The sequence below is a fragment of the Heyndrickxia sp. MSNUG genome, from assembly GCF_049532715.1.
Taxonomy (GTDB): Bacteria; Bacillota; Bacilli; order Bacillales; family Cytobacillaceae; genus Mesobacillus.
The window spans coordinates 1,582,513-1,604,037 of record NZ_CP150978.1 but is presented as its reverse complement, the minus strand read 5'-3'; the positions used below and the strand labels follow the sequence as shown (position 1 = coordinate 1,604,037).

The 21,525-nt window shown below is 39.9% G+C and carries 23 protein-coding genes; 8 read left to right on the top strand and 15 right to left on the bottom strand.

Annotated features, from left to right (window positions below):
• Window position 1 precedes the first annotated feature (1 nt).
• The 3 genes from AABM38_RS07835 to AABM38_RS07825 all read right to left on the bottom strand — a co-directional run bounded on the left by AABM38_RS07835 (window position 2) and on the right by AABM38_RS07825 (window position 2,577).
• The gene (locus AABM38_RS07835; RefSeq protein WP_423409886.1) at window positions 2-1,516 is read right to left on the bottom strand and encodes an MDR family MFS transporter; all 1,515 of its coding nucleotides are present in this window, start codon (window positions 1,514-1,516) and stop codon (window positions 2-4) included.
• A gap of 63 nt (window positions 1,517-1,579) precedes the next feature.
• The gene (cbpB, locus tag AABM38_RS07830; RefSeq protein WP_423409885.1) at window positions 1,580-2,026 is read right to left on the bottom strand and encodes a cyclic-di-AMP-binding protein CbpB; all 447 of its coding nucleotides are present in this window, start codon (window positions 2,024-2,026) and stop codon (window positions 1,580-1,582) included.
• A 314-nt stretch (window positions 2,027-2,340) separates the two neighbouring features.
• Window positions 2,341-2,577: a YkuJ family protein gene (locus AABM38_RS07825; RefSeq protein ID WP_251478007.1), complete on the bottom strand. Its 237-nt coding sequence runs from the start codon at window positions 2,575-2,577 to the stop codon at window positions 2,341-2,343.
• 182 nt (window positions 2,578-2,759) lie between these two features.
• Between AABM38_RS07825 and AABM38_RS07820 the strand changes: the two genes are divergently transcribed.
• Window positions 2,760-3,722: an MBL fold metallo-hydrolase gene (locus AABM38_RS07820; RefSeq protein ID WP_423409884.1), complete on the top strand. Its 963-nt coding sequence runs from the start codon at window positions 2,760-2,762 to the stop codon at window positions 3,720-3,722.
• Window positions 3,723-3,962 (top strand): glutaredoxin family protein, encoded by a 240-nt coding sequence (locus AABM38_RS07815; RefSeq protein ID WP_423409883.1) that lies wholly within the window; start codon window positions 3,723-3,725, stop codon window positions 3,960-3,962.
• Between the two features lie 71 nt (window positions 3,963-4,033).
• Here the strand turns inward: AABM38_RS07815 and AABM38_RS07810 are convergent, their stop codons facing one another.
• From AABM38_RS07810 to AABM38_RS07800, 3 genes are all read right to left on the bottom strand, one after another.
• Window positions 4,034-4,702 (bottom strand): DUF3993 domain-containing protein, encoded by a 669-nt coding sequence (locus tag AABM38_RS07810; RefSeq protein ID WP_423409882.1) that lies wholly within the window; start codon window positions 4,700-4,702, stop codon window positions 4,034-4,036.
• A gap of 440 nt (window positions 4,703-5,142) precedes the next feature.
• Complete coding sequence (locus AABM38_RS07805; RefSeq protein ID WP_423409881.1) at window positions 5,143-5,385, bottom strand: hypothetical protein; 243 nt, start codon at window positions 5,383-5,385, stop codon at window positions 5,143-5,145.
• 74 nt (window positions 5,386-5,459) lie between these two features.
• Window positions 5,460-6,683, bottom strand: a complete 1,224-nt coding sequence (locus AABM38_RS07800) for an EAL-associated domain-containing protein (protein WP_423409880.1) — start codon at window positions 6,681-6,683, stop codon at window positions 5,460-5,462.
• Window positions 6,684-6,926: 243 nt separating this feature from the next.
• Between AABM38_RS07800 and AABM38_RS07795 the strand changes: the two genes are divergently transcribed.
• Window positions 6,927-7,730 (top strand): C39 family peptidase, encoded by an 804-nt coding sequence (locus AABM38_RS07795; RefSeq protein WP_423409879.1) that lies wholly within the window; start codon window positions 6,927-6,929, stop codon window positions 7,728-7,730.
• A 74-nt stretch (window positions 7,731-7,804) separates the two neighbouring features.
• Here the strand turns inward: AABM38_RS07795 and AABM38_RS07790 are convergent, their stop codons facing one another.
• A complete protein-coding gene (locus tag AABM38_RS07790) occupies window positions 7,805-8,032 on the bottom strand; it encodes a hypothetical protein (protein WP_423409878.1) in 228 nt (75 codons plus the stop codon).
• A gap of 208 nt (window positions 8,033-8,240) precedes the next feature.
• Here AABM38_RS07790 and AABM38_RS07785 point away from each other — a divergent pair, with 208 nt between their 5' ends.
• Window positions 8,241-9,122 carry a metallophosphoesterase gene (locus tag AABM38_RS07785; protein WP_423409877.1) on the top strand — a complete coding sequence of 294 codons (882 nt, stop codon included), beginning with the start codon at window positions 8,241-8,243 and terminating at the stop codon, window positions 9,120-9,122.
• Window positions 9,123-9,126: 4 nt separating this feature from the next.
• Here AABM38_RS07785 and AABM38_RS07780 read toward each other — a convergent pair whose 3' ends face one another.
• Window positions 9,127-11,244: an EAL domain-containing protein gene (locus AABM38_RS07780; RefSeq protein ID WP_423409876.1), complete on the bottom strand. Its 2,118-nt coding sequence runs from the start codon at window positions 11,242-11,244 to the stop codon at window positions 9,127-9,129.
• A 221-nt stretch (window positions 11,245-11,465) separates the two neighbouring features.
• Between AABM38_RS07780 and AABM38_RS07775 the strand changes: the two genes are divergently transcribed.
• Complete coding sequence (locus tag AABM38_RS07775; protein ID WP_423409875.1) at window positions 11,466-11,963, top strand: L,D-transpeptidase family protein; 498 nt, start codon at window positions 11,466-11,468, stop codon at window positions 11,961-11,963.
• 107 nt (window positions 11,964-12,070) lie between these two features.
• Entirely contained in the window at window positions 12,071-12,559 is a 489-nt protein-coding gene (locus AABM38_RS07770) for a YkyB family protein (RefSeq protein WP_423409874.1), read from the top strand.
• A gap of 221 nt (window positions 12,560-12,780) precedes the next feature.
• On the opposite strand, the gene AABM38_RS07765 is transcribed toward AABM38_RS07770, so the two are convergent.
• A complete protein-coding gene (locus AABM38_RS07765) occupies window positions 12,781-13,683 on the bottom strand; it encodes a chemotaxis protein (protein ID WP_423409873.1) in 903 nt (300 codons plus the stop codon).
• Window positions 13,684-13,872: 189 nt separating this feature from the next.
• Entirely contained in the window at window positions 13,873-14,343 is a 471-nt protein-coding gene (locus AABM38_RS07760) for a DinB family protein (protein ID WP_423409872.1), read from the bottom strand.
• Window positions 14,344-14,471: 128 nt separating this feature from the next.
• Here AABM38_RS07760 and AABM38_RS07755 point away from each other — a divergent pair, with 128 nt between their 5' ends.
• The gene (locus AABM38_RS07755) at window positions 14,472-15,617 is read left to right on the top strand and encodes an aminotransferase A (RefSeq protein ID WP_423409871.1); all 1,146 of its coding nucleotides are present in this window, start codon (window positions 14,472-14,474) and stop codon (window positions 15,615-15,617) included.
• Window positions 15,618-15,835: 218 nt separating this feature from the next.
• Here the strand turns inward: AABM38_RS07755 and AABM38_RS07750 are convergent, their stop codons facing one another.
• The 3 genes from AABM38_RS07750 to AABM38_RS07740 form a co-directional block, all read right to left on the bottom strand.
• A complete protein-coding gene (locus AABM38_RS07750; protein ID WP_335378971.1) occupies window positions 15,836-16,012 on the bottom strand; it encodes a hypothetical protein in 177 nt (58 codons plus the stop codon).
• Window positions 16,013-16,085: 73 nt separating this feature from the next.
• Entirely contained in the window at window positions 16,086-16,964 is an 879-nt protein-coding gene (locus AABM38_RS07745) for an NAD(P)-dependent oxidoreductase (RefSeq protein ID WP_423409870.1), read from the bottom strand.
• Between the two features lie 206 nt (window positions 16,965-17,170).
• Entirely contained in the window at window positions 17,171-17,956 is a 786-nt protein-coding gene (locus AABM38_RS07740) for an SDR family oxidoreductase (RefSeq protein WP_423409869.1), read from the bottom strand.
• A gap of 182 nt (window positions 17,957-18,138) precedes the next feature.
• Between AABM38_RS07740 and AABM38_RS07735 the strand changes: the two genes are divergently transcribed.
• Complete coding sequence (locus tag AABM38_RS07735) at window positions 18,139-18,801, top strand: GNAT family N-acetyltransferase (protein WP_423409868.1); 663 nt, start codon at window positions 18,139-18,141, stop codon at window positions 18,799-18,801.
• Between the two features lie 736 nt (window positions 18,802-19,537).
• Here the strand turns inward: AABM38_RS07735 and ptsP are convergent.
• Together ptsP and AABM38_RS07725 are read right to left on the bottom strand one after the other, a co-directional pair.
• Complete coding sequence (ptsP, locus tag AABM38_RS07730) at window positions 19,538-21,253, bottom strand: phosphoenolpyruvate--protein phosphotransferase (protein ID WP_423409867.1); 1,716 nt, start codon at window positions 21,251-21,253, stop codon at window positions 19,538-19,540.
• Entirely contained in the window at window positions 21,253-21,519 is a 267-nt protein-coding gene (locus AABM38_RS07725; protein WP_144474695.1) for a phosphocarrier protein HPr, read from the bottom strand. Before AABM38_RS07725 ends, ptsP begins: the two co-directional genes overlap by 1 nt.
• Window positions 21,520-21,525 lie beyond the last annotated feature (6 nt).

The following is a 21,525-nucleotide window of genomic DNA, read 5'->3' as shown; positions in this document are numbered from 1 at the left end:
ATCAATCTGCAGTTTTTTCATTCTTGGGCAAGAAAAGGATGAAAAGCATACTAACTACCGCGAAAACCAAAACAACAAGGTACACAGAATGCAATGCATTTGTCAAAGCGTTCTGGAGAATCTCTTTTAGTTCTAGCGGCAGTTTCATTCTCTCTGTTTCCTTTAAAAGAACGTTAGTTGTATCAATGGACAAATCCTGGCCATCGCCACCATTCTTTTTCATGAAACTGATGATGCTGCTATTGAGGATGCCGCCAAGCAGAGCGGCTCCGACCGTGTTTCCAAGATTCCTCATGAACATATTGGCGGCTGTTGCAATACCCCTCTGCTGCCACGCCACAGTACTCTGAATGGAAACAATGAACGCAGTGCTGGTAAGACCCATTCCAACCCCCACTAAAAATGAACCTGCCGCAGCCCACAGGGGACCAGCCTCTGGTGTTAACGTTACAAACATAATACTGCCCAAAATTAATGACGCTCCACCAATTAAGGAAGTCGTTCGATATCCTATATTTAAAAGGAGTCTTCCAGCGACTGCAGCTGCGATTGGCCAGCCAATCGACATGGACGTCAGCGTAAACCCAGCTACAATTGGTGAACGTTCCATAACTCCCTGTACAAAGGCAGGAAGAAAACTGGATATACCAATCAGCATGACCCCTGTTGTAAGGGAGGTCATATTCGCAATGAAAATAGACCGCTCACGCCAAATATTGAAAGGCATCATCGGTTCTTCCGCTCTTTGTTCCTGAAATATAAACAAGAAAAACGCTACAATACTGATCCCTGTCAAACCTATTGTATTAAAGGATGTCCATGCCCAGTTTGTTCCTGCCTCGACAAGGACAATCATTAATGAGCTGATCGCCACAGTCAGGAGAATTGCTCCAGGATAGTCAATTTTATGTTTCTTTTTCTCCACATTTTCATGGAGAAATAACCAGAGACCGGCGATGGCCAAAATTCCAAGCGGAATATTAATCCAGAATACATAATGCCAGCTTACATACTCTACCAGCAGTCCTCCAAGTGCTGGACCAGTGATTGCTGAGATGCCCCAGACACTGGATAGGTAGCCCTGGATTTTCGCTCGTTCTTCCTTTGTATAAATATCCCCTACAATCGTTGTAGCTATTGGCGCTACTGCTCCAGCACCAAACCCCTGAATGAATCTGAATAATATCAGCATTTCCATTGTTTCAGCCATTCCGCACAAAATTGAACCAATTAAAAAAATGATAATTCCAAATGTTAAAATTGGCTTACGGCCAAATAAATCCGATAATTTTCCATATATAAGGACTGTGACGGCATTCATCAAAAGATACGCTGAGAAAACCCAGCTGTACAAAGTGAACCCGCCAAGTTCCCCTACAATAGCTGGCATGGCAGTTGAAATGATTGTTCCTTCAATCGCCCCCATAAACATGGCAAGCATTACTGTGACCAAAACGAGAGGTCTTTTTGTCTCCCGTTTATGCGGTTTTTGCTTTGTATCATCTGCTTGTCCCATACCATCCTTCACCTCTGTCTGAATAAAAAATTCAGCCCCCGCGGACGGGAGCTGGAACATGCCCTAATTCTTATAAGGCTTTCTTACTTGTTTAGATAATTGCTGTAAAACGGTCCGCCTTGTCAGGATTCCCTCAAATATACCGGATTCATCTTCAATACAAAGAAATGGATGATCGACAAGAAGATCTAAAGAGGACTTTAGAGTTGAGTGGATGCTGATTCTTGGAATTTTCTTATTCATAGCTTCTTCGACCCGTTTTTTTTCAAGCTGCTCAAATTCTATTCTCTCGAGTCCAAGGATTGAATCCATTATGATTGGTGTGCTGATCAGGCCCAGGAGGCGATAGTGGGGGTCCAGGACTGGGATTGCGGTATAACCGCTTTTTGTTAATACAAGTAGAGCATGCTCTAAGCTGTTGCCAATTTGCACATGGGCAACTCGTTCAGAAGGAATCATTAAATCTTTAATGTTTATTTCTAAAAACTCTCCGCTGTGAAGACTAATCATGGCGAAAACTCCCTAAAATGGATTTCTTTCTTCTCCATTTTATCATAATTCATTTGCAGACGCTTTCAAATAGTTTGCACTAAAGAAATGATAATTATCAAAGATTGTATTGCTAAGTGTGCAATTGCTTAAGGGAATATATGTAGAACGATTTCTGTTAACGTTACGTTCTCTTTTTTGTTTTGACAAAAGAATGATCATTAACACCATATCGCTCACCCAAAAATACTATTGACTCTAAATTGGCACAAATATTTTTAAGCTGACGAAAAATAAAAAAAGGAACCTGCAAGGTTCCTTTTTTATGGGTAATATTATTGAATCAGATCAAAAATCTCAATCGTAATCATATCAATATTGTCGAACTGGTATTTCTTCGGCTTTTCTTTTTCATTATATATTTCCAATTCGTATGTTTCAGTTTTTGGATGGTATGTAACCTGGCATTTACGCTCACCGTTTACTTCAAAAAAGCGTTGTGCAGGTTCCCCTCCATTTGACTGCTCTTGCAAGTTCTTTAAGCGTGTGATGATTCCCTGAAGCTGTGACATTGCTCTCTCTCCTTTCAAAGCGAAAACCAATTATCTATCAATAGGTTTCTCAATTGGCATATTTATATCCATGTAAAATGATTTCAGAATATTCTATACTTTATTCTTTACATGTCAATATTAACAGAATAAAATATTGTAAGGCGTTGTACAAGTAAAAGCTACGCGAAAGGAGTGTTTTTTTGAAAAAACCTGCAAGGTTATCCGAAAATATCTATCTAATTGATGATTTTGATTTAAGTATGACTGAACGCACCGGGACATATGTGCTTTTAGAAGAGAAAATAACGCTAATAGAAACTTCTGCCAGTCCTTCAATTCCATTTATCTTAGAGGGTCTGGAATCACTTAAAGTTACACCTGCGGATGTTGCTTACATAATTGTTACTCATATCCATCTCGATCATGCTGGAGGTGCAGGACTGCTGCTCGAGCATTGCCCCCAGGCAAAAGTGATTGTCCATCCAAAAGGAGCAAGACATTTAGCTGACCCATCGAGGTTGATTGCGGGAGCAAAAGCGGTGTATGGAGAAAAATTCACCGAACTATTCGAACCAATTCTGGAAATACCAGAAGACAGGATCATCACGAAGGGTGATGGTGATACATTGGTTATTGGAGAAAAATTGACATTGCAGTTCTTCGATACTCCTGGGCATGCAAATCACCATTTCAGTATTCATCACCCGGCAACTAATGGAATATTCAGTGGAGACACTGCGGGTATCTATTATCCGCAAATTCACCGCGAAGACATAGAGTTCTATCTACCATCCACTTCTCCAAATCAGTTCGACCCAGAAAAAATGATTCAGTCGATCAATAAGTACAAGGAACTGGGAATTGAACGGATTTATTTTGGCCATTATGGAATGTCAGAAAATCCTGCTGAAGCATTCCAGCAAGTTGAGTATTGGCTGGAAATTTTCTTAACGGAAGCAAAACATGCGGTACCAACTTGCGAGGGTACTGCCCATAAGGTAGAGGAAGTTACCAAAAGACTCTTTGATAAAATAAAAGAATATTTGACAAACCACGGCCTTGCAGAAAATCATCCTATATTTGAGTTGCTGTATTTGGATATTAATGTAAGTTCAATGGGACTGGTCCATTATTTAGAAAAAAATTCAGGAGGAAATCGTTAAATGAGTAACATCATCGTCTATACACAGAATGAATGCCCACCATGCAAAATTGTTAAAATGTTCCTAACCGAATACGGTTTTTCGTTTTCAGAAAAAAATATTCATGAGGACGAAAAAAGCAGGCAGGAACTAACTGATCTTTATGGTTCATACTCTACACCTACAATCGTAGTCGGCACCGAGGTCATAACTGGATTTGATCTTGAAAAGTTAAAGCTGGTCCTGAAAATCATTGATTAATCAATTTACAACAATAAAAGAGGTGCCTCATGGCACCTCTTTTATTGTCTCTTTCTGCTTCCGCTCCACTTTTACAATAAACCAAATAAAAGTGTTTTGTTTTCATTCCTAAATATAACCCCTAATTCCATGAAGGTTTTGAACGAAGAGAAATTCGGACCAAAAACAAGAGAATTAGCAAGTTGTTTTTTATCCAAATTTACTTTTGATACTTCCTTCTTATCCGCTTTTTCTGGATAGGCCTTATTAATGACCTTCTCAGGAATCTCATCATGCAGATAATCTGCTACCTTCCAGCTGCCCTGTTCCTTTACTATTTTCAATCCTTCATAATGGCTGTCATAGCTTACCGGACCCTCGCCATTCCCAGGGAAATATTCAAGAACATAAATTTCGTCTTTCATCTCAACCACTTTTGTTCTTTCAGAGAATGCGTAAAACGGGATGTAGTAAGGGGCAAAATCCGTTCCATATGTCTGGTATAGATTTTCCTGCCCAATCACATTTTCTTTTATAAACAATGACTTATAGTCTTCTGTAAAATACGGTTTGAGAATACTTTCAATTTCATCCATTGACCTTCCCTGCTCACTTAAGGAAACCTGCGCATCGAACGCCTTCCCGAGAAATTCGAATACTTGGTCCCTGTCCATTGAATCAGATTGGGCATAAGTGTTTGAAGGAACTACCCATATTAGTATTGAAAAAAATAACAATAATAGCCATGATCGCTTGTCCATTTTCCCTTCCCCTTTCTTTAGGACTGTAAATATCATTTTACCAACATTTACCCTAGAGGATTACGTAATTCATTCGCAAAATAACAGCATCTTATGACATAAAATACGATTGTTAGTAACAATTTACCCTTAAAAAAATCGAACTAACGCAAAAGTCAAAAAAATTGTAATTAAATCGGATTTTTCCTCTATGGTATCAGTTATCAGTTCCTAGTTTTTTAAAAGGCTAGGTTACACTTGTCTGTTGATTTTCGCTTCAGGCACTCGCTTTCCGCGGGGTTTCAGGTTAGCCCGCAGGATACTCAACAGCTCCTCGAACCTGCCCACGCACGATGGCAATTTCGGAGGAGTCGAGTTGCCCTCCGCTCCAATCAACAGGTGCAAAAAATCAACATTGAACTTTACACAGACTTTAGAATAAAAAAACCCCCATAAGGAGGTTAATATCTCGCTGTTGTTACCGCGAAGTATACAACGAACAGCAATGCTATGGAAAGGACAATGATATATGTCAGGAATACCGGATTGCGAATATAGGCGTGTTCCTGAACTGCACCTGGAATCTGCGAATCCAGATTGGCATCTGACCTTTTCTGTGCCTTGCCAAATGACCAGGTATAGAAAAGACCTGCAACCAGCACTCCAGCTCCCGCCAATAGCAATATTGTTGTAAAAGAGCTCATGTTAATCCCCCTTTGAGAAGGCTGTTTATATATAAATTGTGCTATTTCCGCAATGCTATTCGTCACTTATCTTGTCAAAATAAACCTTCTTTTTGAGACAGGTATGCTGAGCTTAAATCGACGAACAAAAATTCTGTTTCGTTTAAAGGCAGTGAAAATGTCCGAATTACCTCTCCCGTTTCTATATCGCTGTAACGATCTGATAAAATGCCTTTTTTCCCAGTCCTCATCCTGATGATGTTTTCAAGGAAGTATGGACGCCAGCTCCAATTTTTATCGATATATTCTGGCTGAAGCAACCACTTTTCCCCTGTTTTATATAAATTTGGAGAATTTTGGAAACCGTCCTCATCACAAATGTACATTCTAAAAGCCATCTCATCCAGACTTTTACCCAGGGAAATCAGTAATTCACTGTTATTTTGAATTTTTTTATTACGGCTAATTAGATCCTGAAACTTTGAATTCAGTTCGCTTCTCAGATCAAAGAAAGATTGCAGCCTTTTCTTTTCGGATAAAATAAAACCATGAATTTCTTTTTTTAATTTTTCCTTTAATATAGTCCGGCTGACTAACGCTTCATAAGGTTTTTGAAGATAAAACCCCTGATAAAACCTGCCGCCGTTTTTCCAGGCGAATTGCAATTGATACGTTGTTTCAATATTTTCAAATAATAACGTAGCACCAATTTTCCTTGCAAGAATCGATAAAGAATGAAGGACATCAAGGTAAGCTGAACCTGCTGAATTCGAACGCAATGAAGACATATCAATCTTTAGTATTTCTGGTTCAAAATCTGCGATCCGGTCCAGATGGTTGCTCTCGTTCCCAACCTTATCAATGGCAATTTTGATGCCATAGGATTTGTAATAACTTAATAAATGCTCAATATGGCTATGGCTATTTTCTTTACCATATTTCCGATCAGATATTTCAAGGACGATTTGGCTGGGATGGATGCCTTTTTCTTTAAAACTAAGAATAAGCTGTAAAAATTGTTCCCCGTCATCAAGCATCAATAACTCGGCATCGCGGTTTACAAACCACATGACATCATCTTTCTCCGACAGAGAAGCGATTTCAAGCGCCTTTGTCAAAACAGTATTATCTACTTCGATTCGATACTCTTCAGGGATAGTTTCATCAAGGAAAAATGGGCCCAAGCTAACTGCTTCTTTCTCGCTTTTATATCTCCCTAGAATCTCATAACCGACAATGCGATGCTCTTCCGCATTAAAAATAGGCTGAAAATAAGGAATGACATGATCAAGATCTGTCAAAATATCAAGCGCATCCATAAAATCAACTCCTCCCCCATCAGATAAGCACTCCAGTTATTTTGTTAGATTGATTTACAAATAGAAAAATCATCTTAGTTTATGTAAAGCGAAAATTTATTTTTAACCTGTTCCATTAATGTGATATGAATGATTTTACCATATTATGAGTAATCCCTCAGTAACACTGTTTCCATTTTCCTCATGTTATAAAAGCTCTTGATAAACCCAAACTAACAGTAGAGCTTATGGAAGGATGATGACATGAAAGCATGGCATTTCATTGGCATTCTTCTTCCATTGCTTGGATGCAGCCACGGCTCGCCCGCCGGAAATGATGTGCAGACGCTTAATACCGAAGCTCCAATTGTTATTACAGATAGTCCCAAGCCAAATCAAAAACTGGAGACCCAAAAAATAATAAAAGATATCAACGAAAAGCAAGATATAAAAACTCAGCCTCGATTTAAAGATAAAAAGTTGATGAACGTTCCCTTAATTAGGCAAAATCCTGAATTGAAGTACGGCTGTGAAGTAACCAGCCTGGCGATGATGCTTAAATATGCTGGAGCAGACACAAATAAGATGAAATTATTCAGGGAAACAAAGAAAGATCCTGACCCTTTAAAAAGATCTTCAAGTGGGGATATTTTAAGCTGGGGCAATCCGGCTGAAGGTTTTGTAGGAGACATGACTGGAAGACATGCAGGCTATGCTGTTTTTGACAAGCCAATGGTGGATTTGATTAATCGTTACCTTCCAGGCCGGGCAGTTAATTTGACTGGCAAAAATTTTGACGAGGTTCTTAAACATGTTTCTGAGGGATATCCTGTAGTTATATGGACTACAGGTGATTATAGGATGCCAGATCGATGGGAATCATGGACACATGGCAATGAAGTCATAAAAACTCCACTCGACTTGCATGCAGTCGTCCTGGTAGGGTATACCGACAATTCTGTCTATTTAAATGACCCTTTATCTGGCAGGAAACAGGTATCTGTAAATAAACAACGGTTTATTAGGACCTGGAAAGCCATGCAATCCAGAGCCGTTAGTTATAAATGATTTTGAGTGATAAGGCTGGATAATTTTCCAGCCTAGTCTTCGCTATTTTTTAAAAATTTACCAGATTGCCAATTTCAATCATTTTTCCTTCCTTTTCTTACCAATGATTCATGCAGCTTGGCAATGGATCGGATAATCGTTCTTTTTTTATTGAAACCTTTTGCCGATACAGATAGTCCGTTGAATTCCGCGACTGCATTTCCCCATGTGCCTAAATTTGAAAAACCGTATATAAATACTTTTATATAACCATTTTTAGCTGGGATAAATATCATCTCCATGCGCAAATCGTAATCCTTCATATAGTCCTTCACCTCTGTTAACATTAAGCGTCTTTTGTATTTCTCTATGGACTGACTTATTTACTTTCCTTTCTCTTCCCTTCTCGAAGAATTTAAAAACCCACATATATCAGGCTTAAAATCGATATTCCCTAAAATGGCACTTCATTTTTATCTGGTTGTTTGCTAGTATAATAGAGAAAATTTGGAGATGGGCTGGTAAAAATGCATGTCTGAAAAAGTGACTCGGAGGACGTTTATAAAGAGGGCATTTCGAAGTTTCCTCGCTGTAGCCGCTTCCGGCACAGGGGGCTACTTCTATGCGCGTGAAGTGGAACCACGCATACTTGACATCACAAGACACAAGATTAAAAATGTTCATTTGCCCGCCGGATTCGACGGGGTCAAAATCATTCAATTCAGCGACACACATATTGGTTTCCAGTATACGATGGAACAACTTGAGGAATTAATCACAAAAATAAATAATTTTACACCGGACATCATTTTTTTTACTGGTGATTTACTCGATGATCCACGCCATTTCACGAAAAAAAATACGATCATTTCCATCCTAAGCAAGCTGAATGCGCCGTTAGGGAAGTTTGCAGTTTATGGGAACCATGATCATGGAGGTTACGGGTCGGATTTATATAAACAAATCATGGAAGGATCTGGATTTCACCTTTTGTTAAATACATCTGCCGCTATTAAACTCCTTGATGGAAGCACGATCATGGTTGCCGGGATTGACGATGCCATGCTTGGCAAGCCTGATCTCGCAGCCGCTATGGGAGAAATACCACAAAATTCTTACACCATCCTCTTATCTCATGCGCCAGATAAAGCAGATGAAGCAGTCAGATATCCCATTCAATTGCAGCTTAGCGGGCACAGCCATGGAGGACAAATTCAAATCCCATTTTACGGTCCATTAGTCACGCCGCCTTTCGCGGAGAAATACATTGAAGGCTTTTATACTATTGGGGATATAAGTCCATTGAGGCTATATGTAAATCGCGGACTCGGAACAACTAGACTGCCTTTCCGATTCTTGTCCCAGCCAGAACTGGCTCTTTTCACCCTATATCATGAAAAAACAAGCAGCTAATAAATTAGCTGCTTGCTTCATGTTTTAAGATAAATTTTTCCTCTGCATCTTGGGCTTTTAACGGCTTGGCAAAATAAAATCCCTGCGCCTTTTCACAATCGGCGGCTATAAGAAAATCTACCTGGCTTTGTTCTTCGACGCCTTCTGCCACGATTTCCATTCCTAGGCTTTTGCCTAAATGGATGATTGTCGTGATGATTGCCGCATCTTTTTCATTATATTTAATATCTCTGACAAAGCTTTGGTCAATTTTTAAAACATCAATTGGAAACTGTTTTAAATAGCTTAACGACGAATAACCTGTACCAAAATCATCTACTGCAATGGTAATCCCCAATTCCTTTAATTTCCTTAAAATTGGAATGGTTTCCTTTGTATCCTGCATTGCCCCTTCAGTAATTTCTATCTCAAGCAGGGATGGCTGTATTTTATATTGATCGATTGCATTCTTGATGATTCTGATTAGATCAAGCTGCAAGAATTGCTTGGGAGAGATATTAACAGCAATCCTAATAGGCCTTCCTGCTTTTTCAATCCACTCGTTAATCTGCCTGCACGCCCTATCGATTACCCAATTGCCTATCGGGATAATCAATCCTGTATCTTCAGCAAGCGGGATAAATTCAGCCGGAGAAATGAAACCCAACTCCTTGCTATTCCAGCGCAGCAATGCCTCAAAACTTTTTATTTCATTCGTAAACAAGTTAATTTGCGGCTGAAAATATAATTCCAATTCATCACGTTCAATCGCCTTTCGCAAATGGGCTTCTAGCGCAATGACATTAATGCCTGTAGCTTGCATGTCCGCACGGTAAAATTGATAGTGTGCTTTCCCTTTTTCTTTCACACTGTATAAGGCTTCATCTGCATTTTTTATTAAAGTTTCTGATTCTCTGCCGTCATTTGGATATAGGCTGATGCCAATGCTTGGTGTAATATAGTATTCTTGTGAATTAAAATAAAATGAATCCATGAAGCGGCATAATACTTTTTGGGCAAATTCCCCCGCTGCCTGTCTGCCTGTATTCTCCAGAACAATCATAAATTCATCCCCGCCCTGGCGGTATACTGTACAATACTCTTTTTGAATTTCAAGTAACCTGTCAGCCACTTGCTTCAATATTTGGTCACCGACAATATGGCCAAGCGTGTCATTCAAAAATTTAAATCTATCTATATCGATAAAGAGAAGGGCAAATTCATCATTTGTTCTTTTTTTCTTGTTAACCATATCATCAAGCTGATCAAGAAGTGCACGTCTATTGCGCAAGCCAGTCAGCTGATCATGGAATGCCATGTATTTAATTAGTTCTGTACTTTTTGCCTGATCCGAAAGGTCACGGAGAATGACATACATTCCTTTTATTTCCGAATCAATAACTATCGGAATGGTTTTAAGATGAATCGTTAAATGCTGTCCCTTCCGATGCATGATACGGCAATCAATTGATTCCATTGCATTTCCTAGCTGGGTCTCTTCTATGATGCTGCTAAAGATTGGTACATCTGTTTCGCATATCAGACTAAAAATCTTTTTGTTTTTCAACTGTTTAACAGTATAGCCTGTAAGAGTTTGTGCAGCCGGGTTTACGTCGAGGATTTTCCCTTTCAGGTCTATTGATAAAACAGCATCCAAGTTATGATCGATCAGTGAACGATACCTTTGTTCACTTTCTATCATTCGTTGCTTTTCTATAAAGGTTTCAGTGAAATCCCGTGTCACAGCAACGACAAATTCAATATAGCTGTTTTCTCCATAAATTGGAGTAAGCAAGGTTTCACCCAGGACCTGCCGCCCTTGGTCAAGACTTACTTCATCATAGAAAACAACTTCTTTCCCTGTCTCAACTGCCTTCTGATAATGCTTTTTCATTGGGTAGGCTCGATGAAAGGGTAATACTTCCTCCATCCTCTTACCTATGTCTTCTGGATTCATCCCGGCATGATACATACCGTTTTCATTTGCAAATATGTAACGGAAATGCTCCTCTTCTTCAACCTCCATAATAAAAACAAGATCTTTTACATGCTTAAAAATGATGTCTGAAATCATTGTTTCTATTTTTTTTGAGGTAGGATTATTCTTTTTATATGTTAATCGTGCTTGCTTAGTCTGATTCATTTAACCATCCTCATTCCAGAAGTACAAAAGTACCTGCTGCTTGTTTCTGAAATAGTGTTATATTCCTATTTTAACTTTAAAAATAAGGAAAAACGACAAAAATTTTTAAATATTAAAAATTATTCGCCAAAAACAGACATTTTCACACCATATTCAGAATTTGAAACAGATGTAACTCCTTCATACACCCGGCATAAGCTGAGTTTATAGGAGGAGATTCTATGCAACATATAGTAAAACCAGGTGAGACACTAGCCATCATTGCCTCAAATTACCGGCGCACCCTTATGCAGATTCTTTCAGCAAACCCCTCAATAACAAATCCAGCTCTTATTTACCCTGGACAACGAATCATCATTCCTGGGCTGCCTGATCCATATTCGATTCCATACTATATTACTGTTTCATTAAAGAACAGAAGACTGACATTATATCGATCTGGTCAGATAGTAAAAACATATCCTGTGGGAATTGGAAAAATGCTGACACAAACCCCCGTTGGCGAATTTGTCATTGTAAATAGAGAATCAAATCCTGGAGGACCATATGGCGTCATGTGGCTTTCGCTCTCCAAACGAGGATATGGGATTCACGGCACAAACAATCCCTCATCAATCGGCAAGGAAGTCTCCAAAGGATGTATCAGAATGCAAAACAGAGATGTTTTAGAGGTAGCCAGGCAGGTTCCAAATGGAACGAGAGTAATGATAATCAGATAATTTGCTATCACTGCATTATGTGAATTGCATATATGGATGGGCTTTCATTTCTCAATTAAACAAATAAAGGGTATAATAAAATTATATTGTAAAGAGAGCCTAAAAAAATGAAAGGAGCCTATCCATTGAATAATGAAAGAAACAAAATTCCCCAACTCCGTCCAACGATTGAGAACCTCTCACAAGCAATCTTCACTGTGAATCGTCATGCCAAGACTGCACCAAACCCAAAATATTTATATCAGCTAAAACATGATGCAATTAAAAAGATGCTTAAAGAGGGGAAGGCTAAAAAAACGGGCCTTCATTTTTCCAACAACCCAAGGAATAGCCAGCAGCAATCAGATGTGCTCGTCGTTTGCGGTGATTACACCTTTCATATTCCGCCAACCAAACTTGATTTTGAAATGCTTCCCCATTTAGGAAAGCTTGATCAATCAGTCAGAAACCCAAAAGCCTCCATTTCATTAAACAACGCAAAAAAATTACTTGCGACATATACTGGTTTAAAGGAAACTCAGGAACCTGTAAGCACAGGCAAAACGAGACAGTATGCAAAACCAGTTTTCAAGAAACTTGGAGAACGCTATCCTTAAAGAAAGCTGAACAAACCAGCTTTCTTTTTTTGGCTCTATTAAAGCTGAATGTTGATTTTAATTCCCCTGTTGATTGTAGTTGAAGGCGCGAAGATTCCTCCAGGTGCAGCTGGACAGGTGAGCCCCCGCGGAAAGCGAAGCGCCTGAAACGGAAATCAACAGCCCTGTTTAACGGTGCCTTTTTTTAATGCCATGCTGAATTATTAGAGAAAAGGTGGATTTTACAAAACCAGCTCATCAATTTTCAGGACAAGATCACCAATGTCAGGTTTGCTAATTTGTGCATCGGCACCAACGACAGTTCCTTTATGCTTCAGTTCATTTGTGATTAAAGAGGAAAAGATGATGACAGGAAGTTTTGATAGAACTGAATGCTCTTTAATTCTTTTAGTTAGGTGATGCCCATCCATCTGAGGCATTTCAATATCTGTGATCACCAGTTGCACTGCATCTCTGAAGTCGTGAATATTTTCTGCTAAATGTTCAAGATAGGCAATTGCATCCTTTCCATTTTCAAAAAACTCCAGATACTGATAGCCTGCTTCAGATAATGTGTCATGAAGCATTTTGCGCAGCATGGCTGAATCTTCCGCAATCACAATTCTTTTATTGGATCGTTCCCTGGGACCCAATTTTTTGACTTCACTCATTTTAATACCTGAATCAGGATTTATTTCCAGCAGGATTCTTTCAAAGTCCAGGAACAAAATCATTTGCCCTCCCAGCTTTATAACACCAATTACTTGGCTTTCAGCACCCTGATATATTTCCGACGGTTTTTCAATCTGTCCCCAGGAAATGCGATGTATCTGGGTTACGCTATGCACATGGAAAACGGTCTTCTGCTGATTAAATTCTGCAACAACAAATTTATCAAGGTGGTTCTGAGGTGAACTAGGCAGACCTAGTGCAGCAGCCACATCAACTACAGGCAGCACTTCTCCACGCAACTCCATTATTCCCTCCACAAATGGGTGAGCATGCGGAATGGCAACAACTGGAACAGGATTTAGAATTTCTTTTACTTTCATCACATTTATGGCAAACTTATTTTCACCGATACTGAACTCTACGATTTCAAGTTCATTCGTACCGGCCTCTAATAAAATACTGCTATCGTTCATTTCAATCGTCCTTCCAATTTTAAAGTAAAACTATTTTATAATACCTTTCATTATTCTTATTATCGGCTGTCCAATCAGAACTGTTTAGATTGAAAGTATTCCTGGCTGCAAACATAAAAAATGTTTTTATCAGCACATTCGTTCCAAATAAAAAAGCAAACCGATAATCGGTTTGCCAGCAGTTACACGTTATTTTACAAGTGATCTGCCGAGCGCCTCGTCCACTTGCTTTTGATGGTGCAGATCATGCTGAATGAAATCCGTAATATACTCCTCTACCGTCAATGAATGTGTGGATATTTTGAAGGAAACAGCAAGCTTCTCCCTATTTGTTTGCTCAAGCAGTTCATGATAGCCTCTGCGTGTTTCAAGCAGTTCATCAAGGACTTGCTCTTTAGAAACCATCTCTGCATACTCCCGGGCACGGTCGTTTACATTTTGGAAATCCGGATATGACGGTAGTTCAGCCCCTTCTTTAAAGAACGGAAATCGCTCTGCAAGGGAATATTGATCCCAGAGCAATAGGTGTGCTACGACCGCAGCAACGGACCACTTTCCTTCGCTAATAGGCTTGTGCCATTCGCCATCTTGTAATTCCTTTAATGAACCTGCCCATTGGTCAAAATCTCTATAATGCTGTTTCATTTGTTCTACATTCATTTTTCTCTCCCCCTCCTTGCTATTCATAATAATATTCTCCAAAGAGGCCAAATAACCTTTTTATCATGTTTACACCTTTTCGCTTTAACATGTTAAAATAGGGATATTCTTTCGGAGGGATGATAGTCGTGGAGCATTTAATAAACAAAAGGGTAAAAGAGATCGAGATTTCAGGCATCAGGAAGTTTTTCAACCTGGTTGCAGATGTTAAAGATATGGTTCAGTTAACCATTGGCCAGCCGGACTTTCCTACACCAGATCACGTAAAAGAAGCTGGTAAAAAAGCGATTGATAATAATTTCACTACATACACACATAACGCTGGTTTCCTTCCCCTAAGGCAGGCAGCGGCTAATTTTTACCAACAAAAGTATAGCGTGGAATATTCAGCCGAACACGAGACGATTATTACAGCAGGTGCCAGCGAGGCCATAGATATAACTTTCAGGACCATCCTTGAGGAAGGCTGTGAAGTGATACTTCCGGCACCGGTTTATGTTGGATACGAGCCTATCATCAAGTTGTGCGGAGCGATTCCCGTTTATGCAGATATTAGGAAAACACAATTCCGTATGACTGCTGAATTGATCGAAAGCCTGATTACCGAAAAAACGAGATGTATTGTTCTTCCATACCCATCAAATCCAACTGGCGTAAGTCTAAACGAGACAGAGCTTAAAGAGATTGCACAGCTCGTTAAAGATAAAGATATCTTCATTCTCGCGGATGAAATATATAGCGAGCTTGTTTATGAGCAAAAGCATGTTTCAATAGCCCAATTTATCAAGGATAAAACGATTGTGATCAACGGGCTATCTAAGTCACACTCCATGACAGGCTGGAGAATTGGAATGCTTTTTGCTCCTGAATATGTAGCAAAGCATATTTTAAAAGTTCATCAATACAATGTGACCTGTGCCACCTCCATTTCGCAAATGGCTGCATTGGAAGCTTTGACGAATGGAATTAATGACGCTGAGCCTATGAAGAAGGAGTATGCTTTAAGGCGGAATTATGTTTACAACCGCCTGACATCTATGAGCCTTGAGGTGATCAAGCCTGAAGGAGCATTTTACTTTTTTGTAAAAATCCCTCTTGAAAACATACCTTCTTTTGATTTTTGCATGGAGCTTGTGGAAAAGGTTAAGCTTGCTGTTGTTCCCGGAAGTGCCTTCTCTGAGCTTGGTGAGGGATATTTCCGGATATCCTACGCTTACTCAATGGATACGCTTAAAGAAGGATTAGACCGTCTTGAGAAGTATCTGAACAGGTAAAACAATGTGGTTGCCAATAGCCTTTATTGATGACCAAAATTTTGAGTACCTCACAAAATAGGTCACCGATAGACTTCATTGATGACCAAAAACTTGAGAACCTCACAAAATAGGTCACCAATAGACCTCAGTGATGACCAAAAACTTGAGAACCTAACGAAATGAGTCACCAATAGCCTAATCGAGAAAAGCCGTTCCCCAATGGAACGGCTTTTCCTTCACCCTTTGTATTGTCCGTTGTTTTTCGGAGCTTTTTCTTTTTTTGCTTTATCCTTATGGATTTTGTTCGTTGCAGCACTTCCGATCTCATGCGAAAATTCCGAATCAATTACTGCAGAATCGAAACCCTTTTTATTTTTTTGCTGCGGATCATTCTTCTTCGTTCTTTTTGCCATATCAATCCCCTCCTTTTGTTTTAGTATTTTACCTAAAGGGGATGCTATGACTTGAAAATATTAAATGGATTACTTATTGTTTCCAATACTTATAAAGAGCCTGGGTGCCGCTGTTTTCTTCACCTTTTCCGGCAAGCTGTTCATAGAGTGATATTGCAAGTGACAAACCCGGTACTTCCATATCCATTCGTTTTGCCTCGTCGAGAGCGATTTTCATATCCTTGATAAAATGCTTGATATAAAAGCCCGGTTCAAAGTTTCCATTGATCATACGAGGTGCCAGATTTGAAAGTGACCAGCTTCCTGCTGCCCCCGTAGAAATGCTTTTTAATACCGTTTCGGGATCCAGACCTGCTTTTTCAGCATAGATGATTGCTTCACATACACCGATCATATTTGAGGCAATGGCGATTTGGTTGCTCATTTTTGTATGCTGTCCAGCCCCAGCTTCGCCCTGGTGAACAATGTTTGTGCCCAGAATATTCAACAATGGTTCAATTTCCAAAAAAGCTTCACTGTCCCCGCCAACCATGATTGCGAGTCTGGCTTCTTTAGCACCGACATCACCGCCAGAAACTGGAGCATCAAGGGCATGCATCCCTTTTTTCTTAGCCTGCTGATAAATCTCCTTTGCAAGTGACGGAGTCGAAGTCGTCATATCAATCAAGTACGTTCCAGGTTTCCCATTTGGAATCAAGCCATCTTCACCCAAGTAAATTTCTTCAACATCTGCGGGATAGCCTACTATTGTAAAAATAACATCGGATTTCTTCGCGATATCACCTGGAGAATCAGACCAGACTGCCCCATTTTCCAACAGCTTATCAGCCTTCTCCTTTGTTCTCGTATACACTGTGACTTGATAACCTGCATTCAATAAATGGCCAGCCATACTTTTTCCCATTACACCTGTGCCAATAAAACCAATCACAGTATCTTCCTTGGATAACATATGTATACCTTCTTTCCTTAATAATTAAGTTTATTTTATCATTACAGGTCATCTTTTGGCATTGAAGTTATTCTTGAACTACCAATATGAAAACAATAACCGATATATAAAAAGGCCGAAGAAAAATTTCTCCGGCCTTCCAGAACGATCTACAATTTTATGCGCAATAGTTTTATACCCATTTCGAGATAGTTCAAACCTATTTATTAAATTGATTTTACCATACCGCCATCAACAAGGAATGAGCTGCCAGTCATATACGAATTAGCATCAGATGCAAGGAAAACTACCACCTTCGCGAACTCCTCCGGTTTTCCGTATCGCCCTAAAGGTATGGTGCCCTTCACTCTTTCTTCGACTTCTTCACGAGAAATTTGCATTTTCTCAGCATTAACCTCATCCAAGTGTCTAACACGGTCTGTAGCAATCCGGCCAGGTGCTACCGTATTGATTAAGATACCATATTGAGCAAGTTCCTGAGCAAGGGTCTTTGTCAGGCCAACAATACCTGTCCTGAAAGTATTTGAAAGCAAGAGCCCTGGAATTGGTTCCTTGATTGAAGAGGAGGCTATGTTAATAATTTTGCCTCCCTGTTCTTTTAAAAACGGCAGTGCTTCACGAATCAGCCTGATATAGGACAGCAAATTCAGTTCAAATGCAGTTTGCCATTGCTCGTCGGTTATTGTTTCAAAGGAGCCTGCGGGAGGACCTCCAGCATTGTTGACCAGTATATCGACACCGCCAAACTGGTCTACGGCCGTTTGAATTAATTGCTTAATATCCTCTTGGTTCGTGATGTCTGTCCTTCGAAAAACGACTTTTCCGATGCCAATCTGCTGTAATTCAGCGACTACATCTTTTAATTTCCCCTCTTCTCTTCCTGAGACAACAACATTTGCACCTTCCCTCAAAAGTCCTTCCGCAATCGCCTTGCCAAGTCCCTGGCTAGAGGCAGCGATAACAGCCGTCTTGCCGGTAAGCTGAAGTTCCATATGTATTCCCCCTTGTATGTATTAAATTCATTATATAAGAATTTTCTAGTAATTTCATTTTTAACAGTTCATATTTTGATTCTGGGATATCATAAACTCAAGGAATAAACGAATAACTGAAAATTGACGTGCTTTATTGTTTTTTTTAAACTCAAGCTAAAGTCATAAATCGAGGTGCAATCATGTTTAATAAAGAGTTATATGTTTTCGACCAAACGAAGCCAGTGAAAGCTGTAATAAGAAATTACAATGAAAATGACTTTGATGAGTTAATTCGAGTTCAGCGGGAGGCTTTCCCCCCTCCTTTTCCTGAGGAACTTTTATGGAATAAAGAGCAGCTAAAAAACCATATAACTTTTTTTCCCGAAGGAGCGCTTTGCGTTGAAATAGATGGAAAGATAGCCGGCTCGATTACAGGGTTAATTGTAAAACTAAAAGATAATGATCTGGAGCATTCTTGGGCTGATATAACAGATCACGGATACATCCGAAACCATGACAGAGATGGCAATACTTTGTATATAGTTGATATTTGCATCAGCCCCGACTACAGAAGGCTCGGCTTAGGAAAATGGATGCTTCAGTCGATGTATGAAACTGTAGTTCAATTAGGTTTGGATAGGTTGCTCGGCGGGGGAAGGATGCCTGGATATCATCTTTATTCGGAGGAATTATCGATTGAAGAGTATATGAATAAGGTTTTATCAGGAGATTTCAAAGATCCAGTCGTTTCCTTTTTGCTCCGCTGCGGACGTACTCCAGTAAAACCAGTAGCCAATTATCTCGAAGATGATGAATCCTTAAATTACGGAATGCTGATGGAATGGAGAAATCCGTTTAAATAATAGGCTGTTTTCTAAAAGATTGGGGTTTTTAGACGCTTAGTTTGAATACAGACCATTGTTGCTACTCTTTAAGGAGAATCTTATAGAATAGGAATGTTCCTTTTCGCCTCGTATATTGTTCCAATGACCCATATTGGAACATCGAGTGAGGTGGTTTCTGCCCTTCCATTGTTCCAATGACCCTTATTGGAACATCGAGTGAGGTTGTTTCTGCCCTTCCGATGTTCCAATGACCCTTATTGGAACATCGAGTGAGGTGGTTTCTGCTCTTCCATTGTTCCAATGATCCTTATTGGAACATCGAGTGAGGTGGTTTCTGCTCTTTCGTTGTTCCAATCACCCTTATTGGAACATCGAGTGAGGTGGTTTCTGCTCTTCCATTGTTCCAATGACCCTTATTAGAACATCGAGTGAGGTTGTTTCTGCCCTTCCGTTGTTCCAATGACCCTTATTGTAACATCAGATGTGAATGTTCCTACCCTTCCATTGTTCCAATCACCTTTAGGAACATCGTTCGAGTTCTTTTCAATCCCTCGATTGTTTCAATGCCTCTTTTCCAAACATGTGATTAGATGTTTTCACCTTTCCCTGTACGCAAAAAAATGCCGGCTGAATGAACAGCCGGCCAAATCTGGGGGAAAATGAGAATGATTAGCTTACTTTCAGTCTAACCAAAGTGCTTACTCATATATACCCGCCATCTATAGGGTAAAACATTTTTTATATTACAATTATGTTACAAACCTAAAGCCTCGTTTACCGCTTCTACTACTTCTTCGGTTGTACTCATGTTAAGTACCTCAGAAGCCAGTTTTTCCATATCAGCTTTATTTAATTGCCTGATGAGTGAACGTGCCTTCAGAATAGATGAAGCGCTCATAGAGAACTCATCCAGTCCTAAACCAAGCAAAATTGGAATCGCGGTTTCGTCTCCAGCCATTTCACCGCACATGCCAGCCCATTTTCCCTCTTTATGAGCAGCATCGATGACCATTTTGACAAGGCGAAGAATCGATGGATTGTACGGCTGGTACAGGTAAGAAACCTGCTGGTTCATCCTATCTGCAGCCATTGTGTATTGAATCAGATCGTTTGTTCCAATACTGAAGAAATCAACTTCTTTAGCAAACTGGTCTGCAAGAACTGCAGTTGAAGGAATTTCCACCATGATTCCCAGCTCGATATGCCCAGCAACCTGGATCCCTTCGTTTACTAATTTTGCTTTTTCTTCTTCAAGCATTGCTTTTGCTTCCCTGAATTCTACCAATGTTGCAATCATAGGGAACATGATTTTTAAATTGCCATATACGCTGGCACGTAAAAGGGCACGAAGCTGCGTTCTGAAAATGTCCTGCTCTTCAAGGCAAAGACGAATCGCCCTAAAACCAAGGAATGGGTTCATTTCTTTAGGCAAGTTCAAGTAAGGAAGTTCCTTATCGCCGCCGATATCAAGCGTTCTGACGACAACTGGCTTTCCTTCCATTCCTTCAAGAACCGCTTTATAAGCAGTAAACTGTTCCTCTTCGGTTGGAAGCTGGTCCCTATCCATATAAAGGAACTCAGTACGGTATAGACCTACTCCTTCACCGCCATTCTCAATAACACCCTTTAAATCTTTAGGTGTTCCGATATTAGCAGCAAGCTCAACATGGTGTCCTTCAGCTGTAACTGTTTTTTCATTTACAAGCTTAGCCCACTCAGCTTTTTGCTTTTCGAAGTCTACCTGAATCTTTTTATAGGCTTCCAGCACTTCTGGTGTAGGGTTAAAATGTACTTCACCCTTTAATCCATCAACAACGACCATGTCACCATTGTTGATTTCTTCAATTGCAGATTTTGTGCCAACGACTGCAGGAATTTCCATGGAACGAGCCATGATTGCAGAATGGGAGGTACGTCCGCCAATATTTGTCGTGAAACCTTTTACGAATTGGCGGTTCAGCTGTGCAGTATCAGATGGTGTCAAATCCTCCGCTACAATGACTACTTCTTCAGCAATCATGCTTGGATTAGGAATCTGAACGCCTAATAAATGGGCCATTACACGTTTGGTCACATCTCTGATGTCCGCTGCACGTTCTTTCATGTATTCATTGTCCATAGACTCAAACATACTGATAAACATGTCAGCTGTTTCTTTCAATGCATGTTCAGCATTTACATTTTCGGTATTGATTTTATCTTCGATGGGTGAAATCAATTCTGGGTCGCTTAAAACTAGAAGATGTGCATCAAATATTGCAGCCTTGTCGGCACCTAATTCAGTACCTGCGTGGTCACGGATTTGCGCAAGCTCAGCTTTTGCAGTTTGAAGGGCAGCTTGAAAACGGGCCACTTCATCAGCAGGTGCTTCGATTGTCTTTTTTTCAAAAGAAAAATCCGGTTCTACCAGCTTATAGGCTTTGGCGATCGCAATGCCATTTGAAGCGGCAATTCCCTGAAGAAAGCCCATTATTCAGCTAATCCTTCTCTTTTTAAAGTTTCTTCTAGTGTGTTAAGAGCATCTTGCTCGTCGCTACCCTCAGCGATGATCGCAATATCTGCTCCCTGGCCGATTCCTAATGACATTACACCCATGATTGACTTAAGGTTAACCTTTTTTTCTTTATATTCTAAGTGGATTTCTGAATCGAATTTGCTTGCAGCCTGAACCAACATTGTAGCAGGACGAGCATGAATTCCTGTTTCAGCAACAACCTTGAATTGTTTTTGTACCATACTAGA

Bases quoted from the DNA above. Each gene is read 5' to 3' on its own strand.
- AABM38_RS07835 (WP_423409886.1), bottom strand. From the start codon at position 1,516: ATGGGACAAGCAGATGATACAAAGCAAAAACCGCATAAACGGGAGACA.
- cbpB (WP_423409885.1), bottom strand. From the start codon at position 2,026: ATGATTAGTCTTCACAGCGGAGAGTTTTTAGAAATAAACATTAAAGAT.
- AABM38_RS07825 (WP_251478007.1), bottom strand. From the start codon at position 2,577: ATGTCACAGCTTCAGGGAATCATCACACGCTTAAAGAACTTGCAAGAG.
- AABM38_RS07815 (WP_423409883.1), top strand. From the start codon at position 3,723: ATGAGTAACATCATCGTCTATACACAGAATGAATGCCCACCATGCAAA.
- AABM38_RS07810 (WP_423409882.1), bottom strand. From the start codon at position 4,702: ATGGACAAGCGATCATGGCTATTATTGTTATTTTTTTCAATACTAATA.
- AABM38_RS07805 (WP_423409881.1), bottom strand. From the start codon at position 5,385: ATGAGCTCTTTTACAACAATATTGCTATTGGCGGGAGCTGGAGTGCTG.
- AABM38_RS07800 (WP_423409880.1), bottom strand. From the start codon at position 6,683: ATGGATGCGCTTGATATTTTGACAGATCTTGATCATGTCATTCCTTAT.
- AABM38_RS07795 (WP_423409879.1), top strand. From the start codon at position 6,927: ATGAAAGCATGGCATTTCATTGGCATTCTTCTTCCATTGCTTGGATGC.
- AABM38_RS07790 (WP_423409878.1), bottom strand. From the start codon at position 8,032: ATGAAGGATTACGATTTGCGCATGGAGATGATATTTATCCCAGCTAAA.
- AABM38_RS07785 (WP_423409877.1), top strand. From the start codon at position 8,241: ATGTCTGAAAAAGTGACTCGGAGGACGTTTATAAAGAGGGCATTTCGA.
- AABM38_RS07780 (WP_423409876.1), bottom strand. From the start codon at position 11,244: ATGAATCAGACTAAGCAAGCACGATTAACATATAAAAAGAATAATCCT.
- AABM38_RS07775 (WP_423409875.1), top strand. From the start codon at position 11,466: ATGCAACATATAGTAAAACCAGGTGAGACACTAGCCATCATTGCCTCA.
- AABM38_RS07770 (WP_423409874.1), top strand. From the start codon at position 12,071: ATGAAAGGAGCCTATCCATTGAATAATGAAAGAAACAAAATTCCCCAA.
- AABM38_RS07765 (WP_423409873.1), bottom strand. From the start codon at position 13,683: ATGAACGATAGCAGTATTTTATTAGAGGCCGGTACGAATGAACTTGAA.
- AABM38_RS07760 (WP_423409872.1), bottom strand. From the start codon at position 14,343: ATGAATGTAGAACAAATGAAACAGCATTATAGAGATTTTGACCAATGG.
- AABM38_RS07750 (WP_335378971.1), bottom strand. From the start codon at position 16,012: ATGGCAAAAAGAACGAAGAAGAATGATCCGCAGCAAAAAAATAAAAAG.
- AABM38_RS07745 (WP_423409870.1), bottom strand. From the start codon at position 16,964: ATGTTATCCAAGGAAGATACTGTGATTGGTTTTATTGGCACAGGTGTA.
- AABM38_RS07740 (WP_423409869.1), bottom strand. From the start codon at position 17,956: ATGGAACTTCAGCTTACCGGCAAGACGGCTGTTATCGCTGCCTCTAGC.
- AABM38_RS07735 (WP_423409868.1), top strand. From the start codon at position 18,139: ATGTTTAATAAAGAGTTATATGTTTTCGACCAAACGAAGCCAGTGAAA.
- ptsP (WP_423409867.1), bottom strand. From the start codon at position 21,253: ATGGGCTTTCTTCAGGGAATTGCCGCTTCAAATGGCATTGCGATCGCC.
- AABM38_RS07725 (WP_144474695.1), bottom strand. From the start codon at position 21,519: ATGGTACAAAAACAATTCAAGGTTGTTGCTGAAACAGGAATTCATGCT.